The sequence below is a fragment of the Oryzisolibacter propanilivorax genome, from assembly GCF_900103645.1.
Classification (GTDB): domain Bacteria; phylum Pseudomonadota; class Gammaproteobacteria; order Burkholderiales; family Burkholderiaceae_C; genus Melaminivora; species Melaminivora propanilivorax.
The window spans coordinates 110,030-123,305 of record NZ_FNHP01000001.1; the positions used below are offsets into that span (position 1 = coordinate 110,030).

Annotated in this window: 11 protein-coding genes; 3 read left to right on the plus strand and 8 right to left on the minus strand. The window is 71.6% G+C overall.

The window, feature by feature from the left end; translation table 11 throughout:
- Positions 1-49 precede the first annotated feature (49 nt).
- The 8 genes from BLQ61_RS00490 to kdpF form a co-directional block, all read right to left on the minus strand.
- Positions 50-943, minus strand: a complete 894-nt coding sequence (locus BLQ61_RS00490) for a pirin family protein (RefSeq protein ID WP_091565343.1) — start codon at positions 941-943, stop codon at positions 50-52.
- A 143-nt stretch (positions 944-1,086) separates the two neighbouring features.
- On the minus strand, positions 1,087-1,575 hold the full coding sequence (gene bfr, locus BLQ61_RS00495; protein ID WP_091565345.1) for a bacterioferritin: 489 nt from the start codon (positions 1,573-1,575) through the stop codon (positions 1,087-1,089).
- Positions 1,576-1,619: 44 nt separating this feature from the next.
- Entirely contained in the window at positions 1,620-2,324 is a 705-nt protein-coding gene (gene kdpE, locus BLQ61_RS00500; protein WP_091565348.1) for a two-component system response regulator KdpE, read from the minus strand.
- Positions 2,321-5,089: a DUF4118 domain-containing protein gene (locus BLQ61_RS00505; protein ID WP_091565350.1), complete on the minus strand. Its 2,769-nt coding sequence runs from the start codon at positions 5,087-5,089 to the stop codon at positions 2,321-2,323. The genes kdpE and BLQ61_RS00505 overlap by 4 nt, the downstream gene beginning before the upstream one ends.
- 13 nt (positions 5,090-5,102) lie before the next feature.
- On the minus strand, positions 5,103-7,196 hold the full coding sequence (gene kdpB, locus BLQ61_RS00510; protein WP_091565352.1) for a potassium-transporting ATPase subunit KdpB: 2,094 nt from the start codon (positions 7,194-7,196) through the stop codon (positions 5,103-5,105).
- Positions 7,197-7,218: 22 nt separating this feature from the next.
- Complete coding sequence (gene kdpC, locus BLQ61_RS00515; RefSeq protein ID WP_091565355.1) at positions 7,219-7,914, minus strand: potassium-transporting ATPase subunit KdpC; 696 nt, start codon at positions 7,912-7,914, stop codon at positions 7,219-7,221.
- A gap of 13 nt (positions 7,915-7,927) precedes the next feature.
- Positions 7,928-9,634, minus strand: coding sequence for a potassium-transporting ATPase subunit KdpA (gene kdpA / locus BLQ61_RS00520; RefSeq protein ID WP_091565358.1), 1,707 nt, complete (start codon positions 9,632-9,634; stop codon positions 7,928-7,930).
- Positions 9,635-9,741: 107 nt separating this feature from the next.
- Positions 9,742-9,840, minus strand: coding sequence for a K(+)-transporting ATPase subunit F (gene kdpF, locus BLQ61_RS00525; RefSeq protein ID WP_091565359.1), 99 nt, complete (start codon positions 9,838-9,840; stop codon positions 9,742-9,744).
- 168 nt (positions 9,841-10,008) lie between these two features.
- Here kdpF and lgt point away from each other — a divergent pair, with 168 nt between their 5' ends.
- The 3 genes from lgt to BLQ61_RS00540 all read left to right on the plus strand — a co-directional run bounded on the left by lgt (position 10,009) and on the right by BLQ61_RS00540 (position 13,252).
- Positions 10,009-10,821: a prolipoprotein diacylglyceryl transferase gene (gene lgt / locus BLQ61_RS00530; protein WP_091565362.1), complete on the plus strand. Its 813-nt coding sequence runs from the start codon at positions 10,009-10,011 to the stop codon at positions 10,819-10,821.
- Positions 10,822-10,917: 96 nt separating this feature from the next.
- The gene (locus BLQ61_RS00535) at positions 10,918-12,363 is read left to right on the plus strand and encodes a malonyl-CoA decarboxylase (RefSeq protein ID WP_091565364.1); all 1,446 of its coding nucleotides are present in this window, start codon (positions 10,918-10,920) and stop codon (positions 12,361-12,363) included.
- 43 nt (positions 12,364-12,406) lie between these two features.
- Positions 12,407-13,252 (plus strand): enoyl-CoA hydratase/isomerase family protein, encoded by an 846-nt coding sequence (locus tag BLQ61_RS00540; RefSeq protein WP_091565367.1) that lies wholly within the window; start codon positions 12,407-12,409, stop codon positions 13,250-13,252.
- Positions 13,253-13,276: the final 24 nt, after the last annotated feature.

A 13,276-nucleotide genomic window follows, 5' to 3' on the forward strand; every position in this document is an offset into this window, starting at 1 on the left:
AGCGCCTACGGTTGGGCTGCGACTTCTGTGCCATACGGCAAGCCGGCGGTCAATGCGCGCCCGGCCGCCCCTGCTGCGGCGCGATGCGCCCGAAGCGTCCGCTGCGCAAGTCGTCCACGGCCTGTGCAATCTCCTCGCGCGTGTTCATGACGAACGGCCCGTAGCCCGCCACCGGCTCGTCGATCGGCTCGCCCGCCAGCCACAGCACGGTGGCCGGGCCGTCCACGGCATCGATGCGCGCCGCGTCGCCGTCGCGCCCCAGCACCAGCAGCTGGCCGGCCTGCGCCTGCCGGCCGTCCACGCGCACGCTGCCGTGCAGCACCACCAGCGCCAAGGTATGGCCCTGCGGCACCGGCAGCGTGGCGCCCGCGCCCGCCGCCAGGCGCAGGTCCCAGACCTGCATCGGCGTGAAGGTGCGCGCCGGGCCGGTGCGGCCCTGCAGGCTGCCGGCGATCAGACGTGCCCGGCCGGCGCCATCCGGCAGCGGCACCTCGGGGATGTCGGCGGCGTGCAGCGTCTGGTAGCCGGGCGGCGCGGACTTGTCGCGCGCGGGCAGGTTGACCCACAGCTGCACCATCTCCAGCGGGCCGCCGCGCGCGGTGAAGGCCTCGGAGTGGAACTCCTCGTGCAGGATGCCCGACGCGGCCGTCATCCACTGCACGTCGCCCGGGCCGATGGTGCCGCCGGCGCCGGTGGAGTCGCGGTGCGCCACCTCGCCGTCATAGACGATGGTCACCGTCTCGAAGCCGCGGTGCGGGTGCACGCCCACGCCGCGCGGGCGCTCCGCCGGGACGAAGTCGTGCGGACCGGCATGGTCCAGCAGCAGGAATGGCGACAGCGCCCGGCCGTGGTCGCCGTAGCTGAACAGCGAGCGCACGGGAAAGCCGTCGCCGACCCAGTGCGGGGCGGGGGCTGAATGGATGGCGGTGACGGTTCTCGGCATGGCAGGGCTCCTGGGGGTGGACGGGCGCGGCGTTCAGCTCGCGCGGTTCGGATGCCCTGTACGTGGGGTCGTCCATGGCCGACTGCCAGGGGTGGCCAACGCGTCGCAGCGTTCCATACCTGGGACAGTGGCGTCCCCGACGATCACTCGGCAGCGGGGTTGCCGGGCTCCATCTGGCTTTGCAGGTAGTTCGCCAGCCCGACCTTGTCGATCAGGCCCAGCTGCTTTTCCAGCCAGTAGGCGTGGTCTTCCTCGGTGTCGCGCAGCTGCGCCAGCAGCACGTCGCGGCTGACGTAGTCGCCCAGGCTCTCGCACAGCTGCATGCCCTGCTGCAGCGCGGCGCGCACCTCGTACTCCAGTGCCAGGTCCTTGCGCAGCATCTCGGGCACGCTGGTGTCGTAGGTGAACTCGCGCGGGCGCATGTCGGGCAGCCCGCCCAGGAACAGGATGCGTCGCACCAGCGCGTCGGCGTGCTGGGTCTCTTCCTGCATCTCGTGGTTCAGGCGCTCGTACAGGCGCGGCAGGCCCTGGTCCTCGTAGATGCGCGAGTGGATGAAGTACTGGTCGCGCGCGGCCAGCTCGCCGCGCAGCAGGGTGTTGAAATAGTCGATGACCTGAGGGTGGCCTTGCATGGGAGGAGCGGTGCCTTGCGTGGTGGATGGAGGCCGCAAGTATCTCAGGGCGCGAAGCGGTAGCCGATGCCTGTCTCGGTCAGCAAGTGGCGCGGGCGCGCCGGGTCGTCTTCGATCTTCTTGCGCAGGTTGGCCATGTGCACGCGCACGTAGTGCGTGTCCTCGGTGTGCCCGGGGCCCCAGACCGATTGCAGCAGCTGGCGGTGCGTCAGCACGCGCTCGGGCTGCGCCAGCAGGTGCATGAGCAGGCGGTATTCGATGGGCGTCAGGTGCAGCGGCTGGCCGGCGCGCTGCACGCTGCGCCTGGCGGCGTCCACGCGCACGTCGCCGAAGGCGTGCAGCGCCGGCCCGCCGGCGGCGACGCGCTGGCGGCGCAACTGCGCGCGCACGCGCGCCAGCAGCTCGCCCGCGCCGAAGGGCTTGACCAGGTAGTCGTCGGCGCCGGCGTCCAGCGCGGCGATCTTGTCGGTCTCGCCGGCGCGCGCGGACAGCACGATCACGGGCGCGCCCGACCAGCCGCGCAGGTCGCGGATCAGCGCCACGCCGTCGCCGTCGGGCAGGCCCAGGTCGAGCACCAGCAGGTCGGGGCGGCGCGTGCCAGCCTCGATCAGGCCGCGCCGCAGGCTGGCCGCCTCGAACACTTCGTGCCCTTCGCCGACGAGCGCCAGGCGCACGAAGCGGCGGATGTTGTCTTCGTCCTCCACCACCAGGATGCGGGCGGCGGGCGCGGCGTCGGTGTCGGGGTTCATGGACGGATTGTCGGCTTGCCGGGCGCCGTGTCCTCGCTGCCGTCCAAGGGCGGCGGCGTGCCCAGCGGCAGACGGATGACGAAGCGCGCGCCCAGCACGCGCGCGCCTTCCCGGCGGTTGTGCGCGGCGATGCTGCCGCCGTGCGCCTGCACGATGGCGCGGCACAGCGCCAGCCCCAGGCCGACGCCGGGCGTGGCGCTCTCGCGCGCGCCGCGCTCGAACTTCTCGAACACCGCTTCCTCGCGCCCGGGCGGCAGGCCCGGGCCGTCGTCGTCCAGCGTGATTTCGGCCTGCGCGCCACTGGCGCGCGCGGTCAGGCGCAACGCGGTGCCGGGCGGGGTGTGGCGCGCGGCGTTCTCCAGCAGGTTGACCAGCACGCGCTCGAACAGCACCGCGTCCAGGTGCAGCAGGGGCAGGTCGCGCGCCAGCTGGACCTGCACCGGGTGGCCGTGCAGCATCGGAGCGCACGCGGCGAGCGCGCCGCCGACGATTTCCTCCAGCGGCTGCCACTCGCGGCGCAGTTGCACGGCACCGGCCTGCAGGCGTGCCATGTCCAGCAGGTTGGTCACCAGTGTGGCCATGCGCCGCGCCGCCTGGCCAATGGCCGTCGCCACGCTGGCCTGTGCGGCAGCAAGCGGCGGCTGCGCCAGCGCCAGCGTGTCGGCCAGGCCGACCAGCGCGGCCAGCGGCGTGCGCAGGTCGTGCGAGATCGCCGACAGCAGCGAGTTGCGCAGGCGCTCGGACTCGATCTGCAGCGTGCTGTACTGCGCCACGCCGATGTAGTGGATGCGCTCCAGCGAGATCGCCAGCAGCGAGGCGCAGGTGTCGAGCAGCTGGCGCTGCTCCGGGCCGGGGCGGCGTTCGCCCGGCAGTTGCACCACCAGCGCGCCGCGCGGGCGCATCGGCGCCAGCAGCGGCAGCACCAGGGCGGCGCTGGCCGCCAGCGTGTGCGTGCCGCGTCCGGCGGGCTCGCCCCGGTCGTAGCACCACCGCGCCACGGCGGGATCGACCTGCGCGTCGGCGCCGGCCTGCTGGTGCAGTTCGCCCGCGTCGTCGGCCACCAGCAGCGCGCTGCGCGCGCCCAGCTCGGCCCGCAAGAAGCGCGCGCCGATCTCGGCGACCTGCTGCGCAGCCAGCGCCCCGCTCAGCTCGCGCGACATCTGGTACAGGCCGCGCATGCGCCGCTCGCGCTCGGCTGCGGCGCGCGCCTGCGCGCGCAGGCTGGCGGTGAGCTGGCCGATCACCAGCGCCACCAGCAGCATCACGGCGAAGGTGATCAGGTACTGCGCGTCGCTCACGCTCAGCGACCACACCGGCGGCACGAAGAAATAGTCGAACAGCAGCACACCGACCACGGCCGACAGCGCCGCCGGCCCGCGCCCGAAGCGCAACGCCGTGCCCACCACGGTCAGCAGGAACAGCATGACGATGTTGGTGAGCTCCAGCACGCCGTGCAGCGGCGCGGCGGCCAGCGCCACCAGCGCGCACGCCGCCGCCGCGATGGCGTAGCCGGGCCAGGCGGCGCGCGACGCGGCGTCGGTGCCGCCAGCGCTGCGGACGGCGGTGGGCGCCGGCGCCGGCGCGGCCAGCGGTACCAGCAGCACGTCAATATTGGGTGCCAGCGCCGCCACGCGCTCGGGCAGCGTGCGCCGCCAGGGCCACCAGCGGCGCGCGCCGCCCTGGGGCCGGCCCAGCACCAGCCGCGCCAGGCCGTTGTCGCGCGCGTAGCGCGCCAGCGCCTCGGCGACGCTGGTGCCGGGGGGCGTTGCGATGCTCGCGCCCAGCTCCTGCGCCAGGCGCAACGTGCGCAGCGCGCGTTCGCGCCCGACCTGGGCGCCGGCCCCCGGCAGGTCGATGAACACCGCGTGCCAGGGCAGGCCGGCCTGGGCGGCCAGGCGCGCGGCGCTACGCACCACCGCCTCGCCGCCCGCGCCCGGGCCGACGCAGGCCAGCAGCGCGTCGCGCGTGGGCCGCGCGGCGCTGGCGCCGGGGCTGCTGGCGCGCAGCAGGCGCACCTGGCTGTCGGCGCGGTCGGCGGCGCGGCGCAGCGCCAGTTCGCGCAGTGCCAGCAGGTTACCCTTGCGAAAGAAGTGGCGCGCCGCGCGCTCGGCCTGCTCGGGCAGGTAGACCTGGCCGGCCGCCAGGCGCGCCAGCAGCTCGTCGGGCGGAAGGTCCACAACCACCACTTCGTCGGCGGCGTCGAACACCGTGTCGGGCACGGTTTCGCCGACGCGCACACCAGCGATGCTGCCGACGATGTCGTTCAGGCTTTCCAGGTGCTGCACATTCAGCGTGCTCCACACGTCGATGCCGGCGGCCAGCAGCTCCTCGATGTCTTGCCAGCGCTTGGGGTGGCGCGAGCCGGGTGCGTTGCTGTGCGCCAGCTCGTCCAGCAGTACCAGTGGCGGCTCGGGGCCGCCCGCATGCGCGGCACCGAAAGCCAGCGCCGCGTCCAGGTCGAACTCGGACAGCACACACTCGCGATAGGCAACCTCTTTGCGTGCCAGCAGCGGCAGGCCCTCCAGCAGCGCGGCGGTCTCGGCGCGGCCGTGCGTCTCGACCAGGCCGACCACCAACGGCACACCCTGCGCGTGCGCCGCGCGCGCGGCCGACAGCATGGCGTAGGTCTTGCCCACCCCGGCCGAGGCTCCGAAGAAGATCTTCAGCCGCCCGCGCCGCAAGTCCTCGGCGCTTTGGCGTAGCTGCGCCAGCAGCGCGTCCGGGTCGGGGCGCTCGTGCACTTCGGGCGGATCGGGGACAGCCATGGCGCGGGCCAGTCTAGGCCAGTCCCAGGCCGGTCAGCAGCAGGTCGATCAGCTTGATGCCGGCGAAAGGCACCGCCAGCCCGCCCAGGCCGTACAGCAGCAGGTTGCGCCGCAGCAGCGCGGCGGCGGATGCGGGGGCGTAGCGCACGCCGCGCAGTGCCAACGGAATGAGGGCGATGATGATCAGGGCGTTGAAGATCACCGCCGACAGGATGGCCGAGCCGGGGCTGGTCAGGCGCATGATGTCCAGCGCGGCCAATTGCGGGTAGGTGCCGACAAAGGCGGCCGGGATGATGGCGAAGTATTTCGCCACGTCGTTGGCGATGCTGAAGGTGGTCAGCGCACCGCGCGTCATCAGCATCTGCTTGCCGGTCTCCACGATCTCGATCAGCTTGGTCGGGCTGCTGTCCAGGTCGACCATGTTGCCGGCCTCCTTGGCCGCCTGCGTGCCGCTGTTCATGGCCACCGCCACGTCGGCCTGCGCCAGTGCGGGCGCGTCGTTGGTGCCGTCGCCGGTCATGGCGACCAGCCGGCCTTCGGCCTGGTACTGGCGGATGAGCGCCAGCTTGGCCTCGGGCGTGGCCTCGGCCAGGAAGTCGTCCACCCCGGCCTCAGCGGCGATGGCGGCGGCGGTGACACGGTTGTCGCCGGTGATCATGACGGTCTTGATGCCCATGCGGCGCAACTGCTCGAAGCGCTCGCGCACGCCGGCCTTCACCGTGTCTTTCAGCTCGACCACGCCCAGCAGCCGCGCGCCGTCTGCCACCACCAGCGGCGTGCTGCCGCGCCGTGCCACGCCGTCCACGCGCGCCTGCAGCGCGGCACCGGCCGCCCCGCCCAGGGCCTGCACGTGGCGCTGCACGGCGTCGAACGCGCCCTTGCGCAGCGTGCGCCCGCCGGGCAGGTCGATGCCGCTCATGCGCGTGGCCGCGCTGAACGCCTCCACCCGCGCGACGGCAGGCGCTTCCTGGCCCTGCAGCGCGGTGAAGCGCTGGCGCGCCAGCGCCACGATGCTGCGGCCCTCGGGCGTTTCGTCGGCCAGCGAGGCCAGCAACGCGGCGCTGGCGAGCGCCTGCTCGTCCACGCCCTCGGCCGGATAGAAGGCGCTGGCCTGGCGGTTGCCCAGCGTGATGGTGCCGGTCTTGTCCAGCAGCAGCACGTCCACGTCGCCGGCGGCCTCCACGGCGCGCCCGGAAGTGGCGATGACGTTGGCCTGCAGCATGCGGCTCATGCCGGCCACGCCGATGGCCGACAGCAGGGCGCCGATGGTGGTGGGGATCAGGCACACCAGCAGCGCCACCAGGACCGTGAGGCCGACCACGCTGCCCGCGCCCGACTGCGCCACCGCGAACGCGGAAAACGGCCGCAGCGTGGCGATCACCAGCAGAAACACCAGTGTCAGCCCGACCAGCAGGATGGTCAGCGCGATCTCGTTGGGCGTTTTCTTGCGGCTGGCGTTCTCCACCATGGCGATCATGCGGTCGACGAAGGTCTCGCCCGGGTTCACGGACACGCGTACTACCACCCAGTCCGACAGCACGCGCGTGCCGCCGGTGACTGCGCAGAAGTCGCCACCGGACTCGCGGATGACCGGCGCCGATTCGCCGGTGATGGCCGATTCGTCCACCGAGGCGACGCCCTCGACGACTTCGCCGTCGGCCGGTACCAGGTCGCCCGCCTCGACCAGCACCAGGTCGCCCCGGCGCAGCAGGTCGGCCTCGACGGGCGTGAAGCGGAGCGCCTCGCGGCCCTGCGCGCGGTGCGGCTCGGCGCCGGCGAGCTTTTTGGCCCAGGTCTTTTTCTTCAGGCCGCGCAGGCTGGCGGCCTGCGCCTTGCTGCGCCCTTCGGCCAGCGCCTCGGCGAAGTTGGCGAACAGCACGGTGAACCACAGCCACAGCGCGATCGCCAGGATGAAGCCCGCCGGCGCCTCCCCCCGGCCGGACAGCGCCTGCAGGTACAGCACGCTGGTGAGGATAGAACCCAGGTAGACCACGAACATCACCGGGTTGCGCCACTGCGCGCGCGGGCTGAGCTTGCGCAGCGCATCGCGCGCGGCCTGGCCGGCCAGCGCACGGTCGAACAGCGCCAGAGTTTTCTCGTCGGACATGGCGGAGATTTCCCTATGCTATTTACTTTATAGCTGATTGCGCTTGACTGGCGCGGGTTTGGACCGTATTCAATGCCAAATTCAGCTGCAGCACGTTGACGCGCGGCTCGCCCAGCAAGCCGAACACGCGGCCTTCGGTGTGCGCCGCCAGCAGGCCCTGTACTTGGCCGGGGGGTAGGCCGCGCGCGCGCGCCACGCGCGCCAGTTGCGCCTGGGCGTTGGCCACGGAGATGTGCGGGTCCAGCCCCGAGGCCGAGGCGGTGACGGCGTCCACCGGCACCGGGGCATCGGCGGGCAGGCCGTTGGCCTGGCGGTAGTCGGCCGCGCGCTGGCGCACGGTGTCGATCAGCGCTTGGCTGGTGGGGCCCAGGTTGCTGCCGGCCGAGGCGGCGGCGTTGTAGGGCGTGGGCAGCGTCCTGCCGGCGTCCTGCGGGTCCGGGGCGCTGGTGGCGCTGGGGCGCGGATGGAAGTAGCGCGCGTCGCTGAACCACTGGCCGATCAGCGCCGAACCGACCAGCGCATCGCCCTGGCGGATCAGGCTGCCGTTGGCCGGGCCGGGCAGCAGCCACTGCGCCACGCCGGTGGTCGCCAGCGGATAGGCCAGGCCGGTGACCAGCAGGGTGAACAGGGCGCCCCGCACGCAGGGGCCGAGCAGGCCCTTCAGGGGCGCCGCGGCCTGCGCAAGCGCGGGGGCGGAGGTGGGGTCTAGGGTGTTCATGGCAAGCCTCGCATCAGGGATAGAGATGGCCGGAGAGCATTTGCAGCTGCTCGGCGAGCGGCCCCAGCGCCAGCGCCGGTAGAAACGTCAGGCCGCCCACCACCAGCACCACGAACACCAGCAGCCCCATGAACAGCGGCGTGGCCGTGGGGAAAGTGCCGGCGCCGGCGGGCACGCTGCGCTTGGTCGCCAGCGACCCGGCCACGGCCAGCATGGGCAGCAGCGTGAGGTAACGCCCGACCAGCATCGCCAGGCCAATGGTGGTGTTGAAGAACGGCGTGTTGGCGTTGAAGCCGGCGAAGGCCGAGCCGTTATTGGCCGTGCCCGAGGTATAGGCGTAGAGCACTTCGGAAAAGCCGTGCGGGCCCCGGTTGGCGAGGCTGGCGCCGGTGTCCGGCCACAGGCAGGCCAGGGCGGTGAAGCCCAGGATGGAGGCGGGGTGCGCCAGCACCGACAGCATGACCAGCTGGATCTCGCGCGCCTCGATCTTCTTGCCCAGGAATTCCGGCGTGCGCCCGATCATCATCCCGGCCAGGAACACCGTCAGGATGGCGTACTGGATCAGGTTGATGAAGCCCACGCCGTCGCCGCCGAACACGCAGTTGAGCATCATCTGCGCCAGCGTCACCAGCCCGCCCAGCGGCGTGAGCGAGTCGTGCATGGCGTTCACCGATCCGGTCGTCGCGGCCGTGGTGGTGGTGGCGAACAGGGCGGTGCCGGCGATGCCGAAGCGCAGCTCCTTGCCTTCCATGTTGCCGCCCGCCTGCGCGGCCGCCAGGCGCTGGTCGGCGCCGGCCTGTGTCAGCAGCGGGTTGCCGGCCTGCTCGGCGCCGTAGGACAGCGCCAGAAAGCCGGCGAACATTACCAGGAAGGCGCCGAAGAACACCCAGCCCTGCCGCGCCTTGCCCAGCATGCGGCCGAAGGCCACGGTGAGCGCCGACGGAATGAGCAGCATCGACAGGATGTGCAGCAGGTTGGTCAGCGGCGTGGGGTTCTCGAACGGGTGCGCGGCGTTCATGCTGAAGAAGCCGCCGCCGTTGGTGCCGATGTGCTTGATGCTCTCCAGGCTGGCCACCGGCCCCAGCACGATGGACTGGCGCGCGCCCTCCAGCGTCGTGGCGACGGCCTGGCTGGACAGCGTCTGCGGGATGCCCTGCCAGACGTAGACCAGCGCCAGCACGAAGCACAGCGGCAGCATCACGCGCCACAGCACGCGCATGAAATCCACCCAGTAGTTGCCCATGTCCTGGCTGTTCGCGCGCGCCAGGGCACGGATGAAGCCGCCGGCAGCCGCCACGCCCGCCGTGGCGCCGCAGAACATCAAAAAGGTGATGGCCAGCATCTGCGTGGCGTTGGACAGGCTGGACTCGCCCGCATAGGCCTGCCAGTTGGTGTTGGTGATGAACGAGGCGGCGGTGTTGAACGCCAAATCGGGCGCTTGCGCGGCGTTGCCCAGCCCATTCAGCGGCAGCCAGCCCTGGGCGCGCAGCAGCGCGTAGGCCAGCGCCATCATGGCGGCGTTGGACAGCAGCAGCGCCAGGCCGTAACGTGCCCAGCCCATTTGCTCGTTCGGGTCGACGCCCAATACGCGGTAGCTCAGGCGCTCGACCCACCAGTGGCGCTCGTGTGTGAAGGCGCGTGCCAGCCAGCCGCCCATGGGCACGGCCAGCGCGGTCATCAGCGCCAGCACCAGGGCGAATTGCAGGAGGTTCAGGCTCATGGTGTGATTCCTCCTACAGCCGCCGCAGCGCGAGCAGCGCCCAGGCGCCGGCGGCGTAGAACGCGGCCGCGAGGCCGATGAAGATCAGGTCGTGCATGGCCGGCCTTTCAGAACTTTTCGGGCCGCAGCAGCGCGTAGCCCAGGTAGGCGAACAGGCCCAGCGCCAGTACGGCGGCCAGGGGCTCGATAAAAGACGTCAGTGACATGGCGGTTGGTCTTCACGCCGCGCAACGGGGCGGCTTCCTTGCGGTGCGTCGATGCTAGGAAGGCGCGTGTCAAGAAGCGCTCAAGAGTGCGCATGCCCGCATCAAGAAAGCATCAAGACACCGGCGCGGCGGCGCCGCCGCGGCGGGCGCATCGGCCACAATCCAGCCATGCTCATGTACCCGCATATCGACCCCGTGGCCCTGCAGATCGGGCCGCTGGCCATCCACTGGTATGGCCTGACCTACCTGGCCGGCTTCGCCCTGTTCATGTTCCTCGGCACGCGCCGCCTGCGCCACGTGCCCTACGTCCAGCACGGCTGGACGCGCAAGGACGTGGAGGACATCCTGTTCCTCGGCGTGCTGGGGGTGGTGGTAGGCGGGCGCCTGGGGTACTGCCTGTTCTACAAGCCTGGCCACTACCTGACGCATCCGCTGGAGATCTTCGCCATCTGGCAGGGCGGCATGAGCTTTCACGGCGGGCTGCTGGGCGTGATCGGCTCGATGCTCTGGTTCGCGCATTCGCGCCGCCGGCCGTGGCTGGAGGTGGCCGATTTCGTGGCGCCGTGCGTGCCCACGGGCCTGGCGGCGGGGCGCATCGGCAACTTCATCAACGGCGAGCTGTGGGGGCGGTTTTCATCGCCGGACCTGCCCTGGGGCATGGTGTTTCCGCAAAGCGGCTCGATGCTGCCACGCCACCCGTCGCAGATCTACCAGTTCCTGCTGGAGGGGCTGCTGCTGTTCGTCCTGCTGTGGCTGTACGCGCGCCGGCCGCGCAGGCAGGGCGAGGTGGCCGGCGCCTTTCTGGTGGGCTACGGCACGCTGCGTTTCACGGCCGAATACTTCCGCGAGCCCGACGCTTTCCTGGGCCTGCTGGGCCTGGGATTGAGCATGGGCCAGTGGCTGTGCGTGCCGATGGTGCTGGCGGGCGTGGCGCTGTGGGCGCGCGCGCAGCGCCGGCCGGCGATGGTCGGAACTGGCTGACGCCCGGACCGGACGCGCGCAGTCCCGGCCGGTGCGATGCGCTGGCAAGCTGTGCGGGATGCTTGTTTTGTTCACTTCGTTTTGTCAGCGCCGCCCATGAATGCACCTGCCTCCTGGATCTTCCGCAACGTCGCCCGCCTGCTGCCGCAGGGCGACAGGGTCGACGCCGGTGCCAAGGGCGCCCCGGGCGCGCGCGGCACGGATGCGCGCATGCAGGCCACGCTGCGCCGCGCCGGCGAGGCCCTGCCGCCGCGCACGCTGCGCCGCCTGCTGACCGACCTGCAGGAGGTCGCCGCACCGCGCCTGAGCGAAGTCGAGGCCGGGCGCCACGCGCAGGCCGTCGCCCAGTGGTATGCCAGCGCCGCGCCCGAGGAGCGGCGCGACCTGTGGCTGCTGCTGTGCGAGCAGTTCGCCCCCGATGCGCAGCGCGTGCAGGCCGCGCAGCAACGCTACCTGGAGGCCGCCGGCACCGACGAGGCCCCGCAAGCCGAGGCGCAGCTGCGCCGCGCGCTGGTCTCGCCGCGCACGCGGCTGCTGCAGCGTTTCGCGGTGTTCCCGCAGGGGCTGCGCTTTCTGGTGGACCTGCGCGCCGAGCTGCTGCCGCATCTGAAGACCGACCCGCGCCTGCTGCCGCTGGACGCCGAGCTGGAGCAGTTGTTTTCCACTTGGTTCGACGTGGCGTTCCTCCAGCTGCGCCGGCTGTCATGGGACTCGCCCGCGTCGCTTTTGGAAAAGCTGATCGAGTACGAGGCGGTGCACGACATCAAGGGCTGGGCCGACCTGAAGAACCGCCTGGACAGCGACCGGCGCTGCTACGGCTTCTTCCACCCGCGCCTGGACGGCGTGCCGCTGATCTTCGTCGAGGTGGCGCTGGTGACCGCGATCTCGGACAGCATCACCCCGCTGCTGGACGAAGCCGCCGCGCCGGCAGACCTGGCGCGCGCCACCACCGCCATCTTCTATTCGATCAGCAACACCCAGACCGGCCTGCGCGGGGTGAGCTTCGGCGACTCGCTCATTAAGCACGTGGTGGAGACGCTGCAGGGGGAGTTTCCGCGCCTGCGCACCTTCGCCACGCTCTCGCCCATCCCCGGCTTTCGCGCCTGGCTGTCGCGCCACGGCGCGGCGCAGCTGGCCCTGTTGCAGGACAAGGAACGCCTCGAGTTGACGCGTGCGCTGCGGTTGCCGGACGGCGAAGAGGTGGAACTGGCGCAGGTGCTGGCGGCCGTGGAGGGCGACACGCCGCTCGAGCCCAAATCGCCCGTGCGCCAGTTCGTGCTGCGCTGCGCGGCGCGTTACCTGGGCCGCGAACTGCATGACGGGCGCCCGCTGGACGCGGTGGCGCGCTTCCACCTGGGCAACGGAGCGCGTGTGGAGCGGCTGAACTGGGGCGGCGACCCGTCGGCGAAAGGGCGCAAGCAGTCCTTCGGGTTGATGGTGAACTACCTGTACGACCCCAAGCGCCTGGACCGCCACCGCGAAATGCTGGCCGAGGGGCGCATTCCCGTGTCAAAAGAGATCGAGGCGCTGTGCAAGGGCTGAGGCAGACCTGCAGCGGCGGCGAAAACACCAAGAAAGCGAATTCATGACAGCGGAAGTGAGCGTGCGCTGGGCGCAGGATCAGCCAGGCAGTGATGGCGACAGCGCGTCCGACCGTGGGCTGGTGCACGTGCAGCTGCGCCACGACGGCCGGCTGAACGCCATGTCGCGCGCCATGTGGCGCCAGCTGCGCGGGGCGTTCGAGCAGATTCAGGCCGACGACAGTGCGCGCTGCGTGCTGCTGCAGGGCGCGGACGGGGCGTTCTGCGCCGGCGGTGACATCTCCGAGTACCCGGATTTCCGTTTTGACGCGCAGCAGCTGCGCGCCTTCCACGAGGACGAGGTCTGGGGCGCTCTGGGGGCGATGCTGGCCTGCGACGTGCCCATCGTCGCGGCGATCGCCGGGCCGTGCATGGGCGCGGGCGTGGAGATCGCCAGTTGCTGCGACGTGCGCATCGCCGCGCAGGACGCGCGCTTCGGCGCGCCCATCGCGCGCCTGGGGTTTCCGATGGCACCGCGCGAGGCAGCGCTGGTGGTGGGCAGCGTGGGCGACGCCATCGCCCGGCGCATGCTGCTGGAGGCCGCCACCTTCGACGCGGAAGCGTTGGCGCGGCAGGGATTCCTGGCGCGCGTGGTGACGCCGGAGCAACTGCAGCCGGAAGCGCTGGCCAGCGCCCGGCGCATCGCCGCGCTGGCGCCGCAGGCGGCGCGCATGAACAAGCGCACGCTGCGCACCTTGCATGAACGAAAAGTGCCTCCAGTCCATGAAAATAAAAGGCTCGCAGCTATGCAATCAATAGCAATTGAGGCCGATCCCTATGCTTACGCCGACAGCGCCGAGCACCGCGAGGGCATCACCGCCTTCCTGCACAAGCGCGCCCCCGTCTTCTGACAGCCGCTCACTGCCGCATCCCGC